Origin of the sequence: Nocardia mexicana NBRC 108244 (assembly GCF_001613165.1) — a bacterium.
Taxonomy (GTDB): Bacteria; Actinomycetota; Actinomycetes; order Mycobacteriales; family Mycobacteriaceae; genus Nocardia; species Nocardia mexicana.
The window spans coordinates 99,246-123,062 of sequence record NZ_BDBV01000022.1; the positions used below are offsets into that span (position 1 = coordinate 99,246).

A 23,817-nucleotide genomic window follows, 5' to 3' on the forward strand; every position below is an offset into this window, starting at 1 on the left:
AGGGTTACTGTGTGAGGCAGGACCGCAGTCCCCGGGTGAGCTCGGTGCGGTCGAGATCGCGGCCGATGAAAACGACCTTGCCGGTGCGGTTTTCGCCGCGCCACGGCGTCGAGGGCCGGATATCGAAGATGCCGTGGACGCCCTGCAGCACGAATCGGCGCGCGTCCCGATCGACCGCGAACAGGCCCTTGACCCGGTACACGTCGTCGCCGCGCTCGCGCAGATGCGCGGTCAGCCACTGCTCGAGGGCCCGCTGGTCGACGGTCCCCTCGAGTTCGATGCCGACCGAGGCCAGTCGCGGATCATGCTGGTGCCCATCGTCTTCCAGCCAGTTCGGGTCGCCCGACATGGGGCGCGACAGGTCGAACGCCTGGATGCCCAGCACATCGCCGAGATCCACGTCGGCGTAGCGGCTGTCGATGATGTCGGCCGTCGCATTGATCGCCCGCATCTCCTGCCGGACCGTCTCCACCACCCCCGCATCGACCAGATCGATCTTGTTGATCACGATCCGGTCGGCGAAGGCGATCTGGTCGACCACCGCGGAACCCAGCCCCTCATGACCGGATTCGGCGAGATGACCGCGGATGTGCTTGGCGTCGACCAGCGTCACGATGGCGTCCAGCGTGAAGTTGGCGGCGACCTCGTCGTCGACGAAGAAGGTCTGCGCGACCGGATTGGGATCGGCGAGACCGCTGGTCTCGATGAGGATGCGATCGAAGTGGTCGCTGCGGGCCAGCAGCGACCGCAGGATCTCGATCAGGTCGGTGCGCGCCGTGCAGCACAGGCAGCACCCGTTGCTCATCTCGATGATCTTCTCGTCCGCGTTCAGCACGAGCGTGTGGTCGATGGGGATCTCCCCGAATTCGTTCTCTATCACCGCGATTCGATGCCCGTGGTTGGCGGTGAGAATGTGGTTGACCAGTGTCGTCTTGCCGGATCCGAGGAATCCGGTCAGGACGGTCACCGGGATCCTGTTGTGCTCAGCCATGATTCGCTCCCGTCGTCAGGATGTTTCGGGCGCGCAGCAGCGCGTCCTCGGATATCTCGATTCGCCGACCCTCGAATCCGGGCCCGCGGGTGGCGTCCAGCCCCATCCGCGAGGTGGTGCCGTCGCCGGCCGAGGACGGATCCAGCGGTGAACCCGGCAACCCGTCCACGGTGAGGAGGTCGCGGTGCGGCTGGAAATGTGTTGCCAGCGCCCACAACACGGCGCGATCGTCGGTGATGTCGATATCGCTGTCGACGGCGACGACGGTCTTGAGGTAGGGATCCCAGCCGAGCAGCCCGAGCATGATCTGGCGCGCCTGACCGGGCCGCGACTGCCGCACCGCGACATAGCAGTGGAAGTGCGTGCCCGAGGTCGGGTAATGCACCGCGGTCACGTCGGGGAACCGTTCCCTGAGTTTCTCGGCCATCTCCGACTCCCGGGGAACGCGAGCCAGATTCAGGTGCTCGGCCGTATTGCCGCCCTCGACGTCGATCAGCATCGGCCGGTGCCGCCGCAGGAGGGTGTCGACCCGCAGCACGTTGTGGGTGGACCGGTTCGAGGAATAGCCGGAGAACTCGCCGAACGGCCCTTCCTCGGCGCGTGCGACGGGATCGATGACGCCTTCCAGCACGAAATCGGCCCACGCCGGAACGTCGATACCGTATTTCGGCGTCGGCACCACCTCGAGCGGTTCCCCGAACAGGCCGCCCGCCACCGCGCGCTCGTCGACCTCGTATCCCACCCGTGCCGAGCCGGCGAGCATGAACAGCGGGTGTCCGCCGACGACCATGGCCACCGGCATCGGTTCCCCGAGTTCGGCACAGCGGGCGAGGATCCGCCACAGGTCGCCGCGCGAATGCAGGCTGGTGGCAAGCTCGTTCGGTGAATGCACCATGGCGCGGTGGTAGCTCATATTCCCCACCCCGGTGCGCGGATCGGCGGCCACGATGATGCCGCTGGTGATGTAGGGCGCGCGGTCGGAAGCGAAGTGGCGCAGCATCGGCAGGGCGCCCAGATCCACCTCGGTGCCCGAGCGGACGTCCTCGAGGATCGGGCCGGAGCCCACCTGCCGCGGTGGCAGCGGCGTGGCGGCCCGTGCGGCGAATGTCTCGTGCAGGGCTTCCGGGCATGCGCCGAGCATCCGTGCGATCCGAGTGCGCGAGGCGAACATATTGCTCACCACCGGCACGCCCACCCCATCGACGTTGCGGCACAACAGCATTTCGTCGCGTCCGCGGGCGGCGAGCTCGTAGATCAGGCCGGTGACGCCCTGGTCGGCGGGCACTCGATCCTCGATGACGAGCACGTCTTCGGGATGCTCGGTCCGGTAGTCGTCCACGAAGGCGTGCGGATCCTGCCGGGGGGAGAGGTGGGAGTAGGTCATCGGGCGGCTCCGATCGTTCGGGCGGTCACGGGCCCCTCCCAGCGGGGAGACAGATCGTGGGCGATGCCGAACTGGTCGAGGACCTTGCCGCTCAGATGCGCGAGCAGATCCGCGATGGAGTCGGGCCGCTGATAGAAGGCGGGCACCGGCGGCAGCACGACCGCACCGGCCTCGGTCACCGCGGTCATATTGCGCAAATGCACCAGGCTCAACGGTGTTTCGCGGGCGACGAGCACCAGGCGGCGGCGCTCCTTGAGGCAGACATCGGCCGCCCGGGTGAGCAGGTCGTCGGAGTAACCGTGCGCTATCGCCGCCAGCGTCTTCATCGAGCACGGCACCACCACCATACCCATGGTGAGAAACGACCCGGAGGCGATGGACGCCGCGATATCGCCGCGCTGATGGCAGACATCGGCCAGTGCGGCGAGTTCGTCGGGCCGCACTCCGGTTTCGAGCTCGAGGGTGCGATGCGCGGCGCGCGAGATCACCAGATGGGTTTCCACGACCGCGGATCGGCGCAGTGCGGTGAGCAGGTGAACGGCCAGCTGGGGTGCGCTGGCGCCGGTGACGCCGACGATGAGCCGGGGCCTGCCGGGCGGGGGCCCGCCGTTCGAACGGTCGAGAGTCATGCTGATCCTTCTCGGGATATGCGGGGCGGCAGGGGAAGTCGATGCGTCAACCGGTATCCGGCTGCGCATCGTCGGGCGCCCGGCGGCGCGCATGGAACACGGCGTTGAGCCCGATCGCGAGGACCGTTCCGGTCGCTACGCCGCTGTCGAGGAACATCTCGGCGAAGTCGGGCAGTTGCCGGTAGAAATGCGGCGCGAACGCCGGCACCAGCCCCACACCCAGCGAGACCATGACGATGGTCAGGTTCGCCGGACGCTCGAAATCGACCCGCGACAGAATCTGGATGCCGGACACGGTCAGCGCCCCGAAGGTCATGATGGCGGCGGCGCCGATCACCGGCGCCGGGATGGCGGCGGCCACGCGCCCGACGGGCTGCAGCACACCGCATACGAGGAGCAGCACTCCGACCACCACCACCGGGTAGCGGCTGCGGACCCCGGTCAGGGCGATCAGGCCGATATTCTGCCCGAAGGTCGTGTACACGAACCCGTTGCAGAATCCGCTGCACAGCGTCATCAGCCCGTCCACGCGCAGCAGCCGCGCGATGTCCCCGGGACCCACCGGCTTGCCGACCACCTGACCGACCGCGAGCCCCTGTCCCGAACCCTCGACCATGAGCACGAAGACGATGACCAGGAACAGCAGGATCGAGGGAATGTCGAAGCGGAGCGCGCCGAAATGCATCGGGCCGATGATTCCGACGATCGATCCGTCGCCGACGTGGGCGAGGGAACCGATTCCGGTCGACCAGCCGACCACCGCGCCGACGACGAGCGCGAGGAGGATCGACAGTTGGCCGAGCAGTCCGCCGAAGATCCGCCGGAAGATCACCATCAGCGCCATGGTCGCCGCCGCGAGTGCGAGATGACCGAGCCGACCGTAATCCGTTGCGCCCGAATCGGAACCGGCGACGAGCCGAATGCCGACCGGAATGAGAGTCAGGCCGATCAGCGTGATCACCGTGCCGGTCACGACGGCGGGGAACAGCCGCAACAGCATGCTGAAGTAGGGAGCGACCAGAATCCATACCGCGCCCGCGACCAGCAGCGACCCGTACACGGTGGGGAGTCCGTGGCTCTGGCCGACGGCGATCATGGGCACGATGCCGCTGGAGGCCGCGCCGACGACCAGCGGCATGCGAATCCCGAACCGCCAGAACCCACCGGCCTGTAGCAGTGTGCCGACTCCGGCGAGAATGAGATCGATGCTGACCAGATCGGCGATCTGCGCCTCGTCCAATCCGAGTGCCGCGCCGACGACGATGGGAACCACCACGGCGCCGGCGTACATGACCAGGGTGTGCTGCAGTCCGAGTAGCACCATGTGCCAGAACGGCATTCGCTGATCGACGGCGGAACTCGCACCGCCCTCGGCGGCGGCACGGTGGGGCTTGTCCAGTGTCATGACAGCACTCAGCTCGCCGGGTTCGGTTGCGCGGGAGCGGATTCACCGTGCGCGTCGTGATCGGTGCCTTGCCCCTCGCCGGACCGGTCGTGGGCGGTGTCCTTTCGTTCGACGCCGTTGAGCAGCAAGTTCAACACGAACGCCGCGATGCCGCCCGCCGCGATGCCGCTCGACAGCACGGTCTGCAGCGCGCTCGGAAGATGGGCGTAGAACTCCGGAGCGCCGACCGGCATGAGCCCGAACCCGAAGGCGATGGCGACGATGAGATGGTTGCGCGGTCGGCTGAAATCGGCTGCGATCATGAACTTCACGCCGATCGCGCCGAGCGTCCCGAACATGACGATCCCGATGCCGCCGAGTACCGGCCCGGGCAGCGAGGCCACGATCGCGCCGAGCTTGGGCATCAGCCCGATGATCACCAGGATCAATCCGGCGGCGGCCACGACGTAGCGGCTCATCACCCGGGTGATGCTGACCAGCCCGACATTGCCGCCGAAGGTGACGAAGGTGAACGAGCTGAACAGCCCCGCCAGCGCCGTGCCGACGCCGTCGGCACGCAGCGCCCGGGCGATATCGCGCGGCCCGAGGTCGCGCCCCACGATCTGCCCGGTGGCGAAGGTGTCGCCGGTGGACTCCACCATGTTCACCACCTGCACGACCAGCATGGGCAGGATGGCCGCCACGACGAAGACGGGCACACCGAACGAAAACGGATGTGGCAGACCGACGATCGGCGCGGACGCGGTGGCCGAGAAGTCGGTGAGCCCGAGCGGCCACGCCACCAGGGTCCCGATCAGCAGCGCGATGAGGATCGCGAACCGGCCGACGGCCGGTCGGGCCAGCCGCTCGATGAGCACCACCAGCACCACCGTGCCCAGTGCCAGCAGAAGTCGTTTCGGCGCACCGTGATCGGCGGCCGTCGGCGCCCCGGCGATCAGTCGCGATGTGGAGGGCAACAGGGAGAAGCCGATGATGGCGATCGTCGTGCCGGTGACGATCGGCGGGAAGTAGCGCGCCAGCTTGGCGAACCACGGCGCGACCAGCCAGGTGAGTATGCCGACGACGATGGTGGCGCCGAAGACGGCGGGCAACCCGGCGTCGGTGCCGACGATGACCGCCGGGGTGATCCCGGTGAAGGTGGAACCCATCACGATGGGCAGCCGGACGCCGATATTGAACACCCCGAGGCTCTGCAGCAGTGTCGCGATCCCGCTGACGAGCACGTTCGCCGTGACCAGGGTGGTGACCTGCGCGGGGGACAGGCCCAGGCCCGCGCCGATGACCAGCGGCACCGTGACCATGCCGGAGTACGCGACGATCACGTGCTGCAGTGCGAGCGGAACCAGGTGCCGTACCGGCGGCAGCGAGTCGACGGGATCGCGTGGCGTGGTGGGCTGCTTGCGCCGACGAGGAAAGAGGGTGTTCATGGTGACTCCTGGACGAGCGGTGCGGCGTGGGCGGTGCGCCGCGAAGAATCGGAGGCTCGAAAGGTATTGGGCCGGTGGCGATCAGCGCGCCGACAGTGGACGGAGCGACCGCATGCCCGATCGCGCGAGCAGCCGGTGCGATCGGAACTCGGCCTCCTCGGCCGCGGCGTCCTGGTCGATGAGCAGGCAGCGCCCGTCCCGGAAGACGATGCGACCGTCGACGATGGTGATCTCCACGTCGGAACCGCGTGCCGAATACACCAGGGCACTCACCGGATCGTGCACCGGTCGCAGGTGGGGCCGATCCAGGCCGACGACGATGATGTCGGCGAGCTTGCCCGGCGCGAGCACCCCGGCATCGATTCCGGCGTAGGCCGCGCCCGCACGGGTCGCCAGCTCGAGGGCGTCCTCGGCGCGGCAGGCGGTGGGGTCCAGGGTCGCGAGCCGCTGCGCGTAGACGGCCAGTTTCATGGCCTCGAAGAGGTCTTGGCGGTGTCCGCAGCTGGGTCCGTCGCTGCCCAGGGCCACGGTCGTCCCGTGGCGGCGGAGGTCGCCGAGACGCACTGTGCCCGAGGCGAGATAGGCGTTGGAGGAGGGGTTGTGGGCGACCTTGGCGCCTGCCGCGCCGACCTGCTCGATCTCCTCGGCGTCGAGCCAGATGGCGTGCGCCAGGGTCGCGCGCTCGTCGAGCAGCCCGGCCTTCGCCAGCCATTGCACGGGTCGAATACCGTAGGCATCCAGATAACTGGCGGGATCGCTGCTGCTTTCACAGCAGTGCGTATGCCAGTGGGTGTCGAATTCCGCGGCGAGCTCCACGCACCGGCGTACCAGCTCCTGATCGACGTACGTGAGATTCAGTGCGGCAGGCCATATTTCGACCTTCGAACCGCGCGGCCGCTGCTGCATGGCCTCGCGGGTCATGGCCAGCTCGGCGGCGGTGTCGTAGCGGAACAGCCCGTCCGGCTGTCCGCGCCGGGCGGCGACCTCGGTGCGGTCGCCGAGCATGCCGCGTGCCACCGCGCCTCGCAGCCCGGCCCGTTCGATGATGCCGGCGACGGCCATGGTCGTATCGAGATCGCTGGGCGCGTAATGGTTTTCGACAATGGTGGTGATGCCCGCGCGCAGGGCCTCGACCACGCCCAGCCGGGCGGCGGCGACGGCGTCCTCCGGCGTCACGGCGATGGAGTAGGGCCACATGAACTCGCACAGCCAGGGCACGATGGACATGCCCTCGCCGAGTCCGCGTACCAGCGCCTGCGCCAGATGATTGTGGCCGTCGACGAGGCCCGGGAGCACCGCGCGGCCGCGGCAGTCGATCGTGGAATCGGCGTGCCAGCCGCTGAATTCGTGGTCCGGTCCGATCGCGGCGATGCGGGATCCGCTGATCGCGACGGTGCCGCGCTCGTACACGGTCCGCGCATCGTCGACGGTGATCACGGTGCCGCCGGTGAGCAGCAGATCGCAGTGTGGATTCGAAGAAGTCATGGCCGCCTGGGCCTTCCCGGGCGGCCGCTCGGGCCGCCGCATTCCGTAGGCGAACGGGAGTCGCGCTCCCGGACCAGGACGCGAATCCTGGTGTCAGCCGAACGGTTTAACCCAAGTCGGGAGGTCACCGGCAGTGCCGCCGGGTAGTGTCCCGGCTGCATATACATGTAAACCAGGGGCAAAGTCATTTGTCAACGGCGAAGTTTGACCAAGATCACACGAGACTTTCGAATCGAAAGCTCCTGAACTGGAGATTCGCGAGATCATCACGATCGAAAATTACATGCAATTCGTTGACGCCGTGCCGCTCGCTGTGGTCCACTCGTGCTATCGAGCCGCCGGTCCGGCCGGCTCGACCACCGCGAGAGCCGGTGGGCCCGTAGGTGCGTGTGATTCGCGGCCGGGGATTCGAACCCGATCTGATCGAGGAGAATCACTGTGATCATCGATACCCATGTTCATCCGACCGATCTCGTGGACGAGGCGTGGCGCCACACCGGCGAGCCGTTCACCGGCGAACGCGTGCTGAAGATGATGGACGGCCCGTTCTGGATCAACGGCAAGCCGCGGCGGGTGGACGTCAGCTGCATCATGCCGCCGCCGGGAAACACCGCCTGGCGCGAGGGCAATCGCAGTGGCCGCGAAGGGATCCGGGACTACCAGGCGTACATCACGTCGCTGGTGCAGAAGTATCCGGACCGCTTCGTCGGGAACTTCATCTACAACCCGCGGTTCGGCCCGGAGAACGGCGCCGCCGAATTGGCCTTCCATGTGCGCGAATACGGCTACAAGATGATGAAGCTGCACGCGAACATGCACTCCTACCGCCCGGACCGGGCGCTGGACTGGCTGCGCCCGGCCCTGCGGGTCTGCGACGAACTGGGCGTGACAGTCCTGATCCACACCGGCGACGGCCCGTACTCCATTCCGACGCAGTTCTATCCGATCATCCGCGAGTTCCCGGGCGTGAACTTCATCCTGGGACACTTCGGCATCCAGACCGGCGGCGTCTACTGCTTCGAGGCGTTCTGGATGATCCAGGACTCGCAGAATGTCATCGGCGAATCCGGCTGGCTGCTGCAGTCGCGGATCGTCGAGTTCGCGAAGGAGATGAAGAAGTCGAAGATGGTCTTCGGCACGGACTCCCCGCCCAACGAGCCGGGCATGTGGGCGCGGGAACTCGAGGTGCTGTGCCACGAACCGCCGCAGGGCCTGAGCCTGTCCGAAGACGACCTCGAGGGCTATCTCGGCAACAATATGGCCAAACTGCTGGGGCTGGCCCCGACCCCGCCGCCGAAGGATCGGGCGGAGGCCGAGGCCTACCTGCGCGGCGAGGTCACGCAGGCGTCGGCCGCCAACTCCCATGCCGATCACTACAGCGGCTACACGCCCTCGGCGTGGGCGGAGGAGGCCGCGCTCGGCTGAGGCGCCAGGAGGTTCACCCGGTGGCCCGGACACGATCTCGTGCCGGGCCCTCGGCCATTGCCGGTACCTCGCCGTCGGTGAGTACCGGCTTGCGGCGCCGCGTCCCGGACGCGGCCGGTGCCTCGCGAAACTTGGCCTGGGACAGCCGGGTTCGCAGCCGCGAGATATGGCGGCGGGCCGCGGCCTCGGCGAGCTCGGGGTCCCCGGTGGCCATGTCCGCCACGATCCGGGCATGCTCGTCGAGCGCCAGCCGCGGGGCGTCGGCATTGCGCCACAGGGAATGCAGCGCGATGTGCGAGCGCCCCGCGATCGGCTCCAGGGCCGCCGTCAGGTGCGGGTTCGCCGCGATCTCGCGCACCCGCCGGTGGAAACGCACGTCCAGCTCGATATGCGTCGCCTGGTCCGCGCCCGCCGAGAGCGCCCGTTCGTGCTCGTCGACGATCGCGCGCAGGCCCTGCAGCCCGCCCGCGTCCAGTCGTTCCGTGGCCAGCCGGGCGGCCAGGCCCTCGAGCATCTCCCGGACCACGTACAGCTCGCGCAGATCGTCGATGCCGACCTGGCTCACCTGCGCGCCGCGGTGCGGCGCGTGCACGGCCAGCCCCTCGTGGATCAACCGCTGCACCGCTTCTCGCACGGGCGTGCGGCTGACCGCGAGCTGGCGAGCCAGCTCGGGCACGCTCAGCGGAGTTCCGGGCGCGAGCTGATTGCGAAAGATCGCGGTCTTCAGGGCCTCGTAGGCGCTGTCGGTGAGCAGCGCGGCGGCCGGGACGGCCGCCGGGGCAGGCGATTCCGGTATGACGGGCCTCCTGGAACGGATCTCGAATATTACATGCAATTCTAGGGCACGGCGGTTAGACTTCCGCACAGGGTTCCGGCCGGGATGCGCCGCAGGCGGCGGTGGGTGATCTGTCACGGGGATGGGCCGACCTGTTCCGATCTCCGGCGTCGTCCGACGCCTCGCAGGGCAGGAGCTCGCATGACGCTCGAAACTGTTGGCAGACATCGTATTCCGACCGCGTACGGCGGCACACAGTCGCTGGTGCACGGCGACCGGACCGGCGCCGGGCTGGGCGTGGGGGTCAGTGCCCGGCGTCCGGACGGAGTCCTCAAGGTCACCGGCGAATTCGCCTACTCGTCGGACCTGTGGCTGGCGGGCACGGTGTGGGCGACCACGGTGCGCAGCCCGCACGCCAGCGCTCGAATCCGGTCCATCGATATCAGCGAGGCTCTGGCCGTGGACGGCGTCCGCGCGGTGCTCACCCACGAGGACGTTCCGGGCGCGAAGACCTACGGCATGAAGGTCGCCGATCAGCCGGTCCTCGCCATCGACAGGGTGCGGTATCAGGGCGAGCCGGTGGCGCTCGTCGCCGCAGACCACCCCGAAACGGCCCGGCGCGCAGCAACATTGGTGAAGGTCGACTACGAGGAACTCGATCCCCTCACCGACGCCGAACGTGCCCTCGACCCCGAGGCCCCGCGGCTGCACGAGGGCCCGAACCTGGTGCGGCACGTGAGGATTCGGCACGGCGATATGACGCAGGCGCGTGCCGCGGCCGAGGTCGTGGTCACCGGCGAGTACGAGGTCGGCATGCAGGATCAGGCGTTCCTCGGGCCGGAATCCGGCCTGGCGGTGCCCGACGCCGACGGCGGCGTCGAGTTGTACGTGTCCTCGCAGTGGCTGCACAAGGACCTCGAGCAGCTCGCCCCCTGCCTGGCGCTCCCGCCGGAGCGGGTGCGCCTGACCATGGCGGGCGTGGGCGGGGCATTCGGTGGGCGCGAGGATCTTTCGGTGCACGTGCACGCCTGCATGCTGGCGCTGCGACTGGGCGCGCCGGTGAAGATGGTCTACAACCGCTACGAATCGTTCTTCGGTCACGTGCATCGCCATCCCGCGAAGATGCGCTACGAGCACGGCGCGACCCGCGACGGGAAGCTCGTCTACGTCAAGGCCCGCCTGGTGCTCGACGGCGGCGCGTACACCTCCACCTCGCCGGTGGTGATCGCCAACGCCTGCTATTTCGTCGCGGGCGCCTACGAGGTCCCGCATGCCGAAATAGACGGCCTCGCGGTCTACACCAACAATCCGCCCTGCGGTGCCATGCGCGGTTTCGGCGCGGTGCAGTCGGCCTACGGATGCGAATCGAATATGGACAGGCTCGCGCGCGCCCTCGGGATGGATCCGCTGGAGCTGCGCCGGCGCAATGCCATGACGACCGGGACGATACTGCCCACCGGGCAGCCGGTCGACGGTCCGGCGCCGGTGCGGGAATTGCTGGACGCGCTGCGCGCGCGGCCGTTGCCGCCCGCGGTGACGGGCCGGGACGCGCGCATGCTTCCGGGGGGCGTCGGCAATACGACCCACGGCGAAGGCATTCGCCGAGGCGTCGGCTACGCGGTCGGGGTCAAGGCGATCGGCTATTCCGGTGGGGTGGACGACATCTCCACCGCCCGGGTGACGCTGTCGGTCTCCGCTGGCGACCCTGTCGTCTCGGTTCACACCGCCGCCGCCGAGTGTGGCCAGGGGATCACGACGGTCCAATCGCAGATCGCCACAACGGAATTGGGTGTGTCCCGAGTCGTGATACTCCCGGCGGATACGCGCATCGGAGACGCCGGTTCCGCGTCGGCGTCGCGGATGACGTGGATGTCGGCCGGTGCCGTGCAGGGCGCGTGCAGGCAGGTGGCGGGCGAGGTGCTGCGCCGCGCCGCGATCGTCACCGCGCGCGAGGCGAACGGGCTCGTGCTGCGGGACAACGCCGTTGCCGATCTGCTGACGGGCGCGACGGTCGCATCCCTGCACGACGTGCTCGGGCAGGACGCCGTGGAGGCCGTCTTCGAGTACCACCATCGCCCGACCCAGGTCATCGATCCGGAAAGCGGGCAGGGCAACGCGCACATCGCGTTCGCGTTCTGCGCGCACCGGGCCGTCGTCGACGTGGATGTGGAGCTGGGTTTGGTGCGGGTGGTGGAGCTGGCCGCCGCCCAGGATGTCGGCAAGGCCATGAATCCGATGGCCGTCGAGGGGCAGATCGAGGGCGGCAGCGCGCAAGGTCTGGGCCTGGCGCTGATGGAGGAGATCCTGCTGGATGACCGTGGGCGGCTGCGTAATCCGTCGTTCACCGACTATCTGATCCCCACCATGCTGGATGTGCCGCCGATGCCGATATCGCTGTTCGAGTTCCCGCATCCGGATTCGCCGTACGGGCTCAACGGAGTCGGGGAGCCACCCACCCTGTCGTCCACCCCAGCGATTCTCAATGCCCTGCGCGACGCGACCGGACTGCCGCTGCCGCGCGTCCCGGTGCGGCCCGACGATATCGCGTTGCGCGTGGGCGGCTGAGATTCCGTGTGACCGAAGAGATTTCCGACCGAAAGGAGGTGGCCGATGCGCGTCACCTTGACCGTCAACGGCGCACTCGAGACCGCCGACGATGTCCGGCCCGGCGAGAGTCTGCTCGCCCTGCTCCGGGAACGCCTGAGCCTGCCCGGCGCCAAGAACGCGTGCGAGCAGGGGGAGTGCGGATCCTGCACCGTGTACCTGGACGGGGAGACCGTCTGTAGCTGCCTCGTCGCCGCGGGCCAGGCGGAGGGACGCGATGTGCGGACCGTCGAGGGGCTGGCCACCGGATCCCGGCTGGACGATATGCAGGAGGCATTCGTGGAAGCCGGTGCGGTGCAGTGCGGCTTCTGCACCCCCGGCCTGATCGTGCAGGCGCACAACCTGATCGAACACAATGCCCACCCCTCCGATGCCGAGATCCGCGAAGCCCTCGCCGGAAACCTCTGCCGCTGCACCGGTTACGAGAAGATCCTGGACGCCGTCCGCCTGGCGGCGGAACGCCGTCGGGCCGAGGTGACCGAATGACGAAGGTGCCTGCGATGGTCGCACCACCGCAGGCACCGTCACGGTCTGCCTCCTAGTCCGCCACGGGATCGGCGACAGCCGGGGCGGGCGCTTTTCGTGCCGCGTACTTCTTGTACAGGAAGAAATACAGCTTCACGTACTGGCCGACCAGGATCGCGTTGATGATCGTGCCTTCGCGGATGAAGTGCGGGGCGCCGAGGAAGATCAGGCCGATACATGCCGACAGGGCGAGCAGCGTGCAGTCGAAGACGGTCTTGATATTGCCCCACTTCCGGCCCGTCATCTGCTGAATGGTGTTGACGAACAGGTCGATCGGCATCAGCACCAGGTTGGCGCGGATCATCAGGAACAGGCCGAATGCCAGCATCGCGTCGGCGAAGAACAGCAGCACGAGGTTGCCCAGGTACGGTTCGACCCTTATCCACTCGGTGAGCATCAGGTTGAAATCGAGCAGCAGCGCCAGGATCAGCGCCGGAATCATCGACAGCAGATTGCGGCCCTTGAATGCCCTGGGCCTGATCAGAAAGGTCAGCACGAGCATGATGACCTCGAGCACGAGGTTGAAATTGCCCTGGCTGAACGGGGGGAGTACCAGCGTCATCGTGCGGGTGAGGCTGCTCTGCGGGGAAATGCCGATTCCGGCTCTGATGGCCAGGCTGAGGCCGAGCGTCAGGACGTAGATCCCGGCAACGTAGGTGATCCAGCGCCGCACCTTGTTTCCGGTGTCGGCCACTCCCGCGTCTTTGTCGTGCTGCATAACGGTCGCGTCCCTCGATCTCGGTGGCCGGGCTACTTCATGAACCCGAAGCGGTCGAGCGAGATGAACAGCGTCAGGAGTTTGTTGACGACCGGTTCGCCCTCGTTGTGGTGGCCCAGCTGCGCCAAGGCGGCGTCGATCGAACGGGTCGCGTCGACGAGTTCGGTGAGGTTCATATCGGCCATCACGCCGTAGAAGTCCAGCGGCAGAACCGCTTTCACTCGCTGATCCTCGGTCACGACGCAGCCGCCGACGAGACCGTCCAGCCGCTTCAGGTTCGCGCACATCTCGGTGCTGTCGGCGCCGACCACCACGAAGTAGGCCGACGGTGCGGGCCAGAAGGTCGAGACCGCGCCGCGCTCGATCGAAACACCCTGGAACAGCCCGTTGACCACGTGCCGCGCGCCGTCGGCGTAGCGCTGTACGACGGAGATCCGGTTGAGCCGCACGCCGTCGTATTCGGAAACGACGGCGCCGTCGCGGTACGGGACCCAGACCTCCTGCGCGAACTTGCGGTGCCCGCGGCCGTACACGTCGAAGAGCAGCACCCTCGCCCGCGTGCCGTCGTCCGAGACCTCGATCGGCACGATATCGAGCTGCTCCGCCCGCAGGTCGCCGAGGCCCGGATTCGGCCTCTTGGACAGCACCGAATAGTCGATGCCGACCGGCTCGATCAGCTTGCGGTCCTTGGCGACGAGCCTGCCGCCCTTGAACACGTAGCGCGGGTTGATCTTCGAAAGACTGTCGGTCAGGACGATATCGGCGAATCGCCCCGGACTCAGCGAACCGAGGTCGCGGTCCATATGGAAGGAGCGTGCGGCGTACAGCGTGCCCATCTTGATCGCCGGGATCGGCGGCATGCCCATCTCGATCGCCAGGGAGATCACCCAGTCGATGTGGCCCTGCCGCAGCACGCGGTCGACCGAGATGTTGTCGGCGCAGAGCGCGAAGTTCTCGGCGGGCCAGCGGCGTTTCACGATGGCGCGCAACATGGTTCGAATGACCTCGGGGCTGCCGACGCCGAACTTGATCTGGGTGTTGAGGCCGTAGCGGATGCTCTTCTCGATATCCGCCTCGTTCCACACATCGTGGTTGTTGTCGACGCCGATCGCGGGCATGTAGTTCAGCAGCGTGTCCGACAGCGACGTGACACCCCAGTGGCAGTTCACGAATCCCGCGTTCGCGCGCCCGAGCGCGGACTTGCGGAAGTCGTCGGCGTCGCCGGTCATATAGGACAGGTGCGCCAGCTCCCCGAGCCCGATGACCGGATCCATCCCGAGCATCGCCTCGGTGACCTCGGGCGAGGTCTTCTTGCCGGGTGCGAAGGCGTAGAGCCGGTAGGGGAGCCTGTCGTGGTCGGTGAACAGCGCCTTGGCGGCGTCGACGGCGTCCGCGCCCGCCGCACTGGCGAAGTCGAGGGTCTCGCCGAAGACCGTGGTGGTTCCGCTGGGCACGATCGCCTCGCCGAACGCGGCCGGATGCGCCAGCTGGGATTCGAAGTGCAGGTGCGCGTCGATCAGGCCCGGGATCGCGTACAGACCCTCGCCGTCGAAGGTTTCGCGGAACCGCACGATCGATTCGTCCGGGTTCAGCGCGATGATGCGCTGGCCGTGCACCAGAAGCGTTCCGGGATAGACGGTTTCGCTGTGCACGTCGAGGATGTTCAGGTTGCGCAGCAGTAGGTCGGCCTCCTGCTCGCCCTCCAGAATGCCGAAGATCATCCGTACGTGATCGTCCTGGGCGGCCACGTCCGCGGGGTCTGCGAATCGGGCGGTCGTCGAAACCTGTTGGGTCATGGCGGTCCTCACGTCGAAGTTTCCATTCGATGGAACGGGATCGGTACCGTTGCTGACAAGCATCCGTTTTTGCACAACCTGTACTCTTTTTTCGAACACTCGGAAATATGGGAACGGAGGCCCGCGGTGCTCCACTCGCGATTGCTCGAGTACATCGACGAGGTGGCGCGGCTCGGGTCCATCCGCGCGGCGGGCGCCCGGCTGCACGTCGCCCCGTCCGCGATCAACCGCCAGATCCTGCTCCTCGAGGCCGAACTCGAGCAGCCGCTGTTCGAGCGCCTGCCCCGCGGTATGCGCCCGACCCCCGCGGGGGAGGCGCTGCTCGCGCACATCCGGCGGACGCTGCGGCAATACCGCGAGACGGTCGCGGACATCCGCGATCTGCAGGCCGTCGGCAGCGGCGAGGTCGTGATCGCCACGATGACCGGTCTGGCCAGCGGTGTCGTCGCCACCGCCGCGGCGACGTTCCGCGCCCGGCACCCGCGGGTCCGGATATCGATCCGCACCATGACGACCCTGGACATCCTGCGGGCGGTGGAGAACAGCGAGGCCGACCTCGGGCTCGGGTTCAACATCCCGTCCTCGGCGCAGCTCGAGGTCCGCTGGCAGATGAACACGCGGCTCGGAGTCGTTGTCTCCCCGCATCATCCGCTGGCCCGCATGGATGCGATTCCGCTCGCGCAGTGCACGCCGTATCCGCTGATCTTCGCCGATCGCTCCATGGTGATCCACGGCATCGTCGCCGAGGCGTTCGCCAAGGCCGGTCTCGACATCCAACCGGCCTTCCATACCAACTCGATCGAGACGATGAAACGCCTCGCCACCTCGGGCGAGGCCATCGCCTTCCTCAGCGAGTTCGACATCGCCGAGGAACTGCGGGACGGCCGCCTGGCCTTTCGCCAGGTCCGAGACGCCTTCAGCAACAACATCGTTTCTCTGGTGCGCCGGGAGAAACACGGCCACGGGCTGGCCGATTTCCTGCTCGCCGACGAGATCGTGGCCGCGCTGCAGCCCGGAGAGCAGGCATTCGGCTCAGCGTGATTCCAATGTCGGTCTCGGGGTGCCGGGTGGCGTAATGGCGGAAATCACGGTGATTCGAGCAGGATGCGCGGCCCGCCGGGCGGCGGATAGCTTGCGCCGTCCTTGACGCCCGGCGGCGACCGCCCGAGCCCACCGAACCCTGCCTTTACAGTCGTCACCGCAGGTCAACGGCGGAAGGGAGATGAGGTGACGTCGCAAACGGCGCCGCGCGGCATCCGCCGCGCCGACCGAGCCCGGCAGGTGGCCGATGTGCTGCGCCAGCAGATACACACCGGCACCTTCGATACCGCACTGCCCGGCGAATCCGATCTGGCGGCCGAATTCACGGTGTCGCGCAATACGGTTCGCGACGCGCTGGCCCTGCTCCGGGACGAGGGCCTGATCGAACGCGCTCCGAAGGTGGGAACCCATGTGGCACAGCGGAAGTACGACCACGGCCTGGATGCGCTGCGGGGGTTGAAGGAGACCCTGCGCGGCCACGGCGAGGTGCGCAACGAGGTGCGTGCCGCCCGCCGGATCACCCCGCCACCGGCGGTCGCACGCCGACTGCGGCTGGAACCCGGCGAACCCGCGGTCTACCTCGAGCGGCTGCGCTTCCTCGGCGATCTGCCGCTGAGCCTGGATCTCACCTACCTGGTCCCGGATATCGGCGACGAGGTGATCGCCCGCGACCTCGAGAGCAACGACATCTTCGCGCTCATCGAAGAGCTGGGCGGACGCCCCCTGGGTTCGGCGGACGTGGCGCTGGAGGCCATCACCGCCGACGCGCACTCGGCCGCGACCCTGCAGATACCCGAGGGCGGCGCGCTGCTGCTGCTCGAACGACTCACGAAACTCGAGGACGGCCGCCCGGTCGACCTCGAGTACATCCGGCTGCGCGGTGATCGAATCACCATGCGCGGCAGCCTTGTCCGCCCGATCGACAGCCCCGATTGGAGGTTGATCTGAATGGCTCTGGTCAATCAGCGCGCCGACGTTCCCGTGACGATCGACGAATCGCTGTGCATCGAGGGATGCACGCTGTGCGTGGAGATCTGCCCGCTCGATTCGCTCGCGATCAATCCGGACAACGGCAAGGCGTTCATGCACGTCGACGAGTGCTGGTACTGCGGCCCGTGCGCGGCGCGCTGTCCCACCGGCGCCGTCACCGTGAACATGCCCTATCTGCTGCGCTGAGGAATTCCCATGAGATACCGCCGTGCCCGCCTCACCGCGGTGGCCGCGATCGTCGCGCTCACCGCCGCGGGCTGCTCGCTGGAGCAGGCCGCCACCGGTGACACCGTCAAGGTCGTCGTCGGCTACCAATCGAAAACCATCAACACGGTGACGGCCGGAACCCTGTTGCGGGCGAAGGGTTTTCTGGAACAGCGCCTGGCTCGGCTGACCGCGTCCGGCGGTAAGAAGTACCAGGTCGAGTGGCAGGACTACGACACCGGCGCGCCGATCACCGCGCAGATGGTGGCGGAGAAGATCGATATCGGGTCGATGGGCGACTATCCGCTGCTGATCAACGGGTCCCGGACACAGGCGAACGAGCGGTCGCGCACCGAATTCGTCTCCGTGACCGGGTATCAGCCCCGGGGCTCGCTGAACATGATCGTGGTCGACCGGGATTCGCCGGTCCAGTCGGTGCGGGACCTGTCCGGCCGGAAGGTGTCCTCCAGCGTCGGATCCGCCGGCGACGGCCTGCTGCGGCAGGCGTTGAACCGTGCGGGAATCGATCCGGAGTCCGGCGTCGAGGTGCTCAATCAGCAGCCGCAGATCGGTGCTTCGGCCTTGGAATCCGGTCAGGTCGAGGCGCTTTCGCAGTTCGTGGCATGGCCGGGGCTGCTGGTGTTCCAGGACAAGGCGAAGCTGCTGCTCGACGGCGCGGAGCTGAACGTGCCGACCTTCCACGGTGTCGTCGCGCGGCGCGACTATTCCCGGCAGCATCCGGAGGTGCTCGACGCCTTCCTGCAGGCGCAGCTGGATGCCACCGAATTCGTGCACCGGCAGCCGTTGGAGGCGGCGAAACTGGTAGCGGAGGGCTCGGGTCTGCCGCAGGAGGTCGTCTATCTCTACAACGGTCCCGGCGGCACCTCGTTCGATACCTCGCTGAAGCCGCAGCTGATCCAGGCGCTCGAAGGCGATGTGCCGTACCTGAAGTCGATCGGCGACTTCGCCGACCTGGACATCGACGGATTCGTCAACGATGCGCCGCTGCGCAAGGCGTTCGCCGACCGCGGCGCCGACTACGACGCGGCGGCGGGCGCTCTCGGCAATCCCGCGCCGATCACCGGGACGGACCCGGTATCCGGCCGGGCCGTGCGCGATCCGGCCCTGGCGAGCGAGCTGTGGGTCGACGGTCAGGCCGCCACCCAGGCCGCATCCGATCCCACCGGGCTGCTGCGCGCGGTGAAACAGGCTCGTGCCCAAGGCAAGACGGTGCGTGCCGCCTACGTTCCCGATGCAGAACTCGGGACGCGCTGGTTCGCCGACAAGGCGCAGTGGGTACGCGACGGCGAGACCTACCTCCCGTTCACGACACCCGCTGGCGCGCAACGCTATCTGACCGCGCACCCCGGCTCGGCGCTGACGTCCTACGAACAGGCGATCGGGGAGGTGCGGTCGTGACGACGGCAGACAGTGCGGCGGTGCGGGCAGCCCGATCCGACAGTCAGCCCGGCGCGCTCGCCGTAAGCGCAGGGGGCTCGCTCGATCCGAGGGTCAGCGAGCGCGTGAGTACGACGAGTGGTGTCCTCGATTCCGCGACCTCGACCGCAATCGAACAGGATACCCCGGCGCGAAGCATGGGTACCGCCGCGGGATGGCGTTCCCGAATCATCCGCATCCTGTCCGTCCTGGTGGCCATCGCTGCGTGGCAACTGCTGACCGCCAACCACATTCGGCTCTGGGTACGGTTCGACACATTGCCGACGGTCACGCAGACACTCGGCGCGCTGCAGCGGCAGTGGGGCACCGAAACCTACTGGCTGGATCTGGGGCAGTCGCTGATCCGCATCCTCAGCGGCTTCGCGCTGGCCGGGTTGCTCGGCGTGGCCACCGGTGTGGCACTGGGGCGTTCGCGGCTGTTCGCGGACGTCGTCGGCCCGCTGACCGAACTGGCCCGGCCGATCCCGGCGATCGCGATCGTGCCGGTGGCCATCCTGCTGTTCCCGACCGACGAGGCCGGAATCGTGTTCATCACGTTCCTGGCCGCCTACTTCCCGATCATGGTCAGCACTCGGCACGCGGTGCGGGCGCTGCCGACGATCTGGGAGGATTCGGTCCGCACCCAGGGCGGCGGCCGCTGGGCCGTGCTCGTGCGGGTCGTCCTGCCGGGCAGCCTGCCCGGCGTATTCGGCGGGCTGTCGGTCGGCGTCGGGGTGGCGTGGATCTGCGTCGTCTCGGCCGAAATGATCTCCGGGCGTCTGGGTGTCGGCTACCGGACGTGGCAGGCCTACACGATCGTGGACTATCCGTCGGTCTTCGTCGGCATCATCACCATCGGCGTGCTGGGCTTCGCCACCTCGGCGGCGGTGGAGCTGCTGGGCAGGCGATGCACCCGCTGGCTCCCGCGCGTCTCGGAGGTGGCACGATGACCGAAAGTGGCAGCGCGGCAATGGGTCTGCGTCTGGATCGGGTCGAACTGGCGTATGCCGGAACGCCGGTCGTCCAGGAGCTGACATTGGATATCCGCCAGGGTGAGATCCTGGTCCTGACCGGACCTTCGGGCTGCGGCAAATCGAGCGTGCTGCGGGCCCTGGCGGGACTGCTGCGCCCGGCGGCGGGACGTGTGCTCGCCGACGACGCCGACATCTCCGGCCCGTCCCGCGACCGCGCCATGGTGTTCCAGGACAACGCGCTGCTGCCGTGGCGCACCGTCCGCGCCAATATCGACCTGGCCCTGAAGCTGCGCGGCGAACCACGCGCCGGGCGCCGGGCGCGCGCCGAGCGCTGGATCGACGAGGTCGGCCTGACCGGTTTCGGCGACTACCTGCCCAAGAATCTGTCCGGCGGCATGCGCCAGCGCGTGCAGCTGGCGCGCGGTCTGGCGGGCGCGCCGCGAGCGGTTCTGATGGATGAGCCGTTCGGCGCGCTCGACGCCCCGACCCGCGCCACCATGCAGCGCCTGCTGGTCGACACCCTGCGGGCGCATCCGGCGACGGTCGTGTTCGTCACCCACGACGTGGACGAGGCGCTGCTGCTCGGCGACCGGATCGCGGTCCTCGGCCGCGCCGCGCGACCGCTGCGTGCCCTGTTCGATGTGCCGCGCCCGCGTGAGACGAATGTCGACCGCTCGGCGGTGTGTTCGGAAATCATTGCCGCCCTGGACTATTCGGGCGATTTCTCCGTGTCCGCGGCCTGACCTTTCCCAGGAGCGTTGTGCTGATGCATATTCCCGACCTGTCCGAAACCACCCGCCTCGACTGTGACGTGCTGGTGATCGGCGGCGGCACCGCGGGCACCATGGCCGCACTCACCGCCGCCGAGCACGGCGCGAACGTGCTGCTGTTGGAGAAGGCGCACGTCCGGCATTCCGGTGCGCTGGCGATGGGCATGGACGGAGTCAACAACGCCGTCATTCCGGGTAAGGCCGAACCCGAGGACTACGTCGCCGAGATCACCCGCGCCAATGACGGAATCGTCGACCAGCGCACCGTCTATCAGACCGCGACGCGCGGATTCGCGATGGTGCAGCGGCTGGAGCGCTACGGCGTGAAATTCGAGAAGGACGCCTACGGCGAGTACGCGGTGCGCCGGGTGCACCGCTCCGGGTCCTATGTGCTGCCCATGCCCGAGGGCAAGGATGTCAAGAAGGCGCTGTATCGGGTGCTGCGGCAGCGGAAGATGCGGGAGCGGATCCGCATCGAGAACCGGCTGATGCCCGTCCGGGTGCTCACCGACGGCGGCCGCGCGGTCGGGGCGGCCGCATTGCACACGCGCACAGGGGAATTCGTCGCCGTCGGCGCCAAGGCGGTCATCCTGGCCACCGGCGCCTGCGGGCGGCTGGGGCTGCCCGCCTCCGGCTACCTGTACGGCACCTACGAGAATCCGACGAATGCGGGCGACGGCTACGCGATGGCCTATCACGCGGGCGCGGAGCTGTCGGGTATCGAATGCTTCCAGATCAACCCGCTCATCAAGGATTACAACGGACCGGCCTGCGCGTACGTGGCCAACCCGTTCGGCGGATATCAGGTGAACGCGCAGGGCGAGCGCTTCGTCGATTCCGACTACTGGTCCGGTCAGATGATGGCCGAGGTCAAGCGGGAGATCGAATCCGCGCGCGGGCCCATCTATCTCAAGGTCTCGCACCTGCCCGACGAGACGTTGTCGGCGCTCGAGGACATCCTGCACACCACCGAGCGGCCCACCCGCGGCACCTTCCACGCCAATCGCGGGCACGACTACCGCACCCACGACATCGAAATGCACATCTCCGAAATCGGGCTGTGCAGTGGGCATTCCGCCTCCGGGGTGTGGGTGGACGAACACGCCCGCACGACCGTGCCGGGCCTGTACGCGGCGGGTGACCTCGCCTGCGTGCCGCACAACTACATGATCGGTGCGTTCGTGTACGGCGACCTGGCCGGTGAACACGCCGCCTCCACCGTCGCGAGTGTGACTGCGCCACAAGAGCTTCCGGCCGATCAGCTCGAGACCGCGCACGCGCTGGTCTATCGGCCGCTGCGCAACCCCGACGGCCCGCCGCAGCCCCAGGTGGAGTACAAGCTGCGCCGATTCGTCAACGACTATGTGGCGCCGCCGAAGACGGCCACCAAACTCTCGCTGGCCGTCGAGACCTTCGAGCGCATGCGCGAGGAGATCACCGGCATGGGCGCGGCCACCCCGCACGAACTGATGCGCTGCTTGGAGGTCAGCTTCATCCGCGACTGCGCGGAGATGGCCGCGCGCTCCTCGCTGACCCGGACCGAATCCCGCTGGGGCCTCTACCACGAACGCGCCGACCTGCCGCAGCGCGACGATACCGAGTGGCGTTACCACCTGAACCTGCGCAAGGCCGCCGACGGCATGGAATTCGTGAAGCGTCCGGTGGCACCGTATTTCGTGCCGGTGCCGGAATTCGCCGATGTGCCGTCCACCGGGCCGGAGCGAGCGGTGGCCCAGCCCGAGATCGCCACCGGCCCGCCACGGACGAGCGCGTCCGGACCGTCGACCTCCCGTCGCGCGGCCGACGTCGCGGCGAGCGCGAAAGACGCTGCGGCGCCACGGATCGCCGCCCTGCTGGCGCTGGACGGCCCGACCACCGGCGAGCTGGCGTCCTACCTCGACGACCGCGAGCCGCGAGTACGGGCCACCGCCCTGTCGGTGCTGACCGAGGAAACCCCGGACGGCTTCGCGGACCGCTTGATCGGCGCGCTGGGTGACGCGGATCCGTCGGTGCGCGCCGCGGCGGTCTCCGGACTGCGCGAACTCGTCGAGATCCTGCCCGCCGCACACGGTCTGGCGGCCTTCGCGGATTCGCCCGATCCGCTGGTGCGCGCGGCGGTCGTCGACCTGCTGCGCGCCACGCGATCCGGGGAACCCGATCTGTTCGGCAAGGCGGTGGTCGACACCGATCACCGCGTCCGGATCGAGGGTGTGCGGGCGCTGGTCTCCCTGGACGACTGGCGGGCGCTGACCACGGCCGCGCACGACGAGAACCGCGAGGTGCGCGTCGCGGCCGCACACGGCCTGGCCACGATCGGCCGCGGCGGCACCGAGACCGTCCGCGCCCTGACCTCGGACCGGGATCCGCTGGTACGCGCCGCCGCCCTGGCCGCGCTGGCCACCCTCGGCGACGCCGGCGACACCGCGACTCTCACCGCGGCACTGGGCGATTCGGCCTGGCAGGTGCGCGTGGGCGCGGCCCGCGGCTGGGCCGCCCTGGGCCCGGCCGACGCCCTGCGCGCAGCGCTGGCCGACACCCACCCGGACGTCCGCAAGGCCACCGTCCTCACCCTCGGCACCTGGCCGGGGGACGCCGCGGCACAGGCGGCGCTGCGCCAAGCCCTCGACGACACCGACGCCGACGTCCGGGCCTACGCCCGCCGGGCCCTCACCTGAACGAACGCCCGGCCGGTCCGTATATTATGAGAATCATACGAACTCGGTGTCTGGGTGGAGGTGTACGAGGTGGGTGGCGATCGCACCGCGGCGCGGAGTCGGCGGAAGCTGACGGTGGATGTCAAGGATGCGTTGCGGGAGTTGAACATTCAGCTGTCGTTGCTGAATCGGCGGTTCGGCGGCCGGGTGGAGGTTCGCGACGTCGATTGGACGTGCCTGGATCTGATCAACCGGCACGGGCCGATGTCGCCGACCGACCTGTCCCGCCGCGCCGGCCTGCACCCGGCCACCCTGACCGGCATCCTGGATCGCCTGCAGAAGGGCGGCTGGATCGTGCGCGAGCGCGATCCGGACTCCGCGGACCGCCGGGCGGTCACGCTGCGGGCCGTGCGAGAGCGCAACTCCGAGCTGTACGAGGTGTTCTCCGGAATGAACGGCAGGATGGACGATCTGTGCGGCCGCTACTCCACGGCGGAACTCGAGGTGATCGCCGATTTCCTGCGGCGCACCCGCGCCGCCGGGCAGGAATCCGCCGAGGAACTCGCCCAGCGCTGAGCCACCG

At 68.3% G+C, this 23,817-nt stretch carries 20 protein-coding genes; 11 read left to right on the forward strand and 9 right to left on the reverse strand.

Annotation, left to right across the window (positions count from 1 at the left end; translation table 11 throughout):
- Window positions 1-4 precede the first annotated feature (4 nt).
- The 6 genes from NM1_RS08975 to NM1_RS09000 form a co-directional block, all read right to left on the reverse strand.
- Window positions 5-991 (reverse strand): CobW family GTP-binding protein, encoded by a 987-nt coding sequence (locus NM1_RS08975; protein ID WP_068016464.1) that lies wholly within the window; start codon window positions 989-991, stop codon window positions 5-7.
- Window positions 984-2,375: a UbiD family decarboxylase gene (locus NM1_RS08980; protein WP_068016467.1), complete on the reverse strand. Its 1,392-nt coding sequence runs from the start codon at window positions 2,373-2,375 to the stop codon at window positions 984-986. Before NM1_RS08980 ends, NM1_RS08975 begins: the two co-directional genes overlap by 8 nt.
- On the reverse strand, window positions 2,372-3,004 hold the full coding sequence (locus NM1_RS08985) for a UbiX family flavin prenyltransferase (protein WP_068016470.1): 633 nt from the start codon (window positions 3,002-3,004) through the stop codon (window positions 2,372-2,374). Before NM1_RS08985 ends, NM1_RS08980 begins: the two co-directional genes overlap by 4 nt.
- 46 nt (window positions 3,005-3,050) lie before the next feature.
- Window positions 3,051-4,409 (reverse strand): nucleobase:cation symporter-2 family protein, encoded by a 1,359-nt coding sequence (locus tag NM1_RS08990; RefSeq protein WP_068016474.1) that lies wholly within the window; start codon window positions 4,407-4,409, stop codon window positions 3,051-3,053.
- 8 nt (window positions 4,410-4,417) lie between these two features.
- Entirely contained in the window at window positions 4,418-5,836 is a 1,419-nt protein-coding gene (locus tag NM1_RS08995; RefSeq protein ID WP_084519300.1) for a uracil-xanthine permease family protein, read from the reverse strand.
- A gap of 81 nt (window positions 5,837-5,917) precedes the next feature.
- Complete coding sequence (locus NM1_RS09000) at window positions 5,918-7,321, reverse strand: amidohydrolase family protein (protein ID WP_068016899.1); 1,404 nt, start codon at window positions 7,319-7,321, stop codon at window positions 5,918-5,920.
- A 438-nt stretch (window positions 7,322-7,759) separates the two neighbouring features.
- Between NM1_RS09000 and NM1_RS09005 the strand changes: the two genes are divergently transcribed.
- Window positions 7,760-8,746 carry an amidohydrolase family protein gene (locus NM1_RS09005; RefSeq protein ID WP_068016477.1) on the forward strand — a complete coding sequence of 329 codons (987 nt, stop codon included), beginning with the start codon at window positions 7,760-7,762 and terminating at the stop codon, window positions 8,744-8,746.
- A 13-nt stretch (window positions 8,747-8,759) separates the two neighbouring features.
- Here NM1_RS09005 and NM1_RS09010 read toward each other — a convergent pair whose 3' ends face one another.
- The gene (locus tag NM1_RS09010) at window positions 8,760-9,581 is read right to left on the reverse strand and encodes a GntR family transcriptional regulator (protein ID WP_068016479.1); all 822 of its coding nucleotides are present in this window, start codon (window positions 9,579-9,581) and stop codon (window positions 8,760-8,762) included.
- A gap of 141 nt (window positions 9,582-9,722) precedes the next feature.
- Here NM1_RS09010 and pucD point away from each other — a divergent pair, with 141 nt between their 5' ends.
- Together pucD and NM1_RS09020 are read left to right on the forward strand one after the other, a co-directional pair.
- Window positions 9,723-12,086 (forward strand): xanthine dehydrogenase subunit D, encoded by a 2,364-nt coding sequence (gene pucD / locus NM1_RS09015; protein WP_084519302.1) that lies wholly within the window; start codon window positions 9,723-9,725, stop codon window positions 12,084-12,086.
- Between the two features lie 45 nt (window positions 12,087-12,131).
- Window positions 12,132-12,611: a (2Fe-2S)-binding protein gene (locus NM1_RS09020; RefSeq protein WP_068016481.1), complete on the forward strand. Its 480-nt coding sequence runs from the start codon at window positions 12,132-12,134 to the stop codon at window positions 12,609-12,611.
- A 52-nt stretch (window positions 12,612-12,663) separates the two neighbouring features.
- Here the strand turns inward: NM1_RS09020 and NM1_RS09025 are convergent, their stop codons facing one another.
- Both NM1_RS09025 and NM1_RS09030 read right to left on the reverse strand, forming a co-directional pair.
- On the reverse strand, window positions 12,664-13,368 hold the full coding sequence (locus NM1_RS09025) for a YczE/YyaS/YitT family protein (RefSeq protein ID WP_068016484.1): 705 nt from the start codon (window positions 13,366-13,368) through the stop codon (window positions 12,664-12,666).
- A 32-nt stretch (window positions 13,369-13,400) separates the two neighbouring features.
- Window positions 13,401-15,164 carry an adenine deaminase C-terminal domain-containing protein gene (locus NM1_RS09030; protein WP_068016904.1) on the reverse strand — a complete coding sequence of 588 codons (1,764 nt, stop codon included), beginning with the start codon at window positions 15,162-15,164 and terminating at the stop codon, window positions 13,401-13,403.
- Between the two features lie 126 nt (window positions 15,165-15,290).
- Here NM1_RS09030 and NM1_RS09035 point away from each other — a divergent pair, with 126 nt between their 5' ends.
- The 8 genes from NM1_RS09035 to NM1_RS09070 all read left to right on the forward strand — a co-directional run bounded on the left by NM1_RS09035 (window position 15,291) and on the right by NM1_RS09070 (window position 23,810).
- Complete coding sequence (locus tag NM1_RS09035; RefSeq protein ID WP_068016485.1) at window positions 15,291-16,205, forward strand: LysR family transcriptional regulator; 915 nt, start codon at window positions 15,291-15,293, stop codon at window positions 16,203-16,205.
- Between the two features lie 186 nt (window positions 16,206-16,391).
- The gene (locus NM1_RS09040) at window positions 16,392-17,153 is read left to right on the forward strand and encodes a GntR family transcriptional regulator (protein WP_068016488.1); all 762 of its coding nucleotides are present in this window, start codon (window positions 16,392-16,394) and stop codon (window positions 17,151-17,153) included.
- A complete protein-coding gene (locus NM1_RS09045) occupies window positions 17,154-17,381 on the forward strand; it encodes a 4Fe-4S dicluster domain-containing protein (RefSeq protein WP_068016491.1) in 228 nt (75 codons plus the stop codon).
- 9 nt (window positions 17,382-17,390) lie between these two features.
- Complete coding sequence (locus NM1_RS09050) at window positions 17,391-18,818, forward strand: ABC transporter substrate-binding protein (protein ID WP_068016496.1); 1,428 nt, start codon at window positions 17,391-17,393, stop codon at window positions 18,816-18,818.
- Between the two features lie 176 nt (window positions 18,819-18,994).
- Entirely contained in the window at window positions 18,995-19,786 is a 792-nt protein-coding gene (locus tag NM1_RS09055; RefSeq protein WP_084519303.1) for an ABC transporter permease, read from the forward strand.
- Window positions 19,783-20,553: an ABC transporter ATP-binding protein gene (locus NM1_RS09060; protein WP_068016499.1), complete on the forward strand. Its 771-nt coding sequence runs from the start codon at window positions 19,783-19,785 to the stop codon at window positions 20,551-20,553. The genes NM1_RS09055 and NM1_RS09060 overlap by 4 nt, the downstream gene beginning before the upstream one ends.
- Window positions 20,554-20,576: 23 nt before the next feature.
- Window positions 20,577-23,255 carry a fumarate reductase/succinate dehydrogenase flavoprotein subunit gene (locus NM1_RS09065; RefSeq protein WP_068016908.1) on the forward strand — a complete coding sequence of 893 codons (2,679 nt, stop codon included), beginning with the start codon at window positions 20,577-20,579 and terminating at the stop codon, window positions 23,253-23,255.
- Between the two features lie 69 nt (window positions 23,256-23,324).
- Window positions 23,325-23,810 (forward strand): MarR family winged helix-turn-helix transcriptional regulator, encoded by a 486-nt coding sequence (locus NM1_RS09070; RefSeq protein ID WP_068016911.1) that lies wholly within the window; start codon window positions 23,325-23,327, stop codon window positions 23,808-23,810.
- Window positions 23,811-23,817 lie beyond the last annotated feature (7 nt).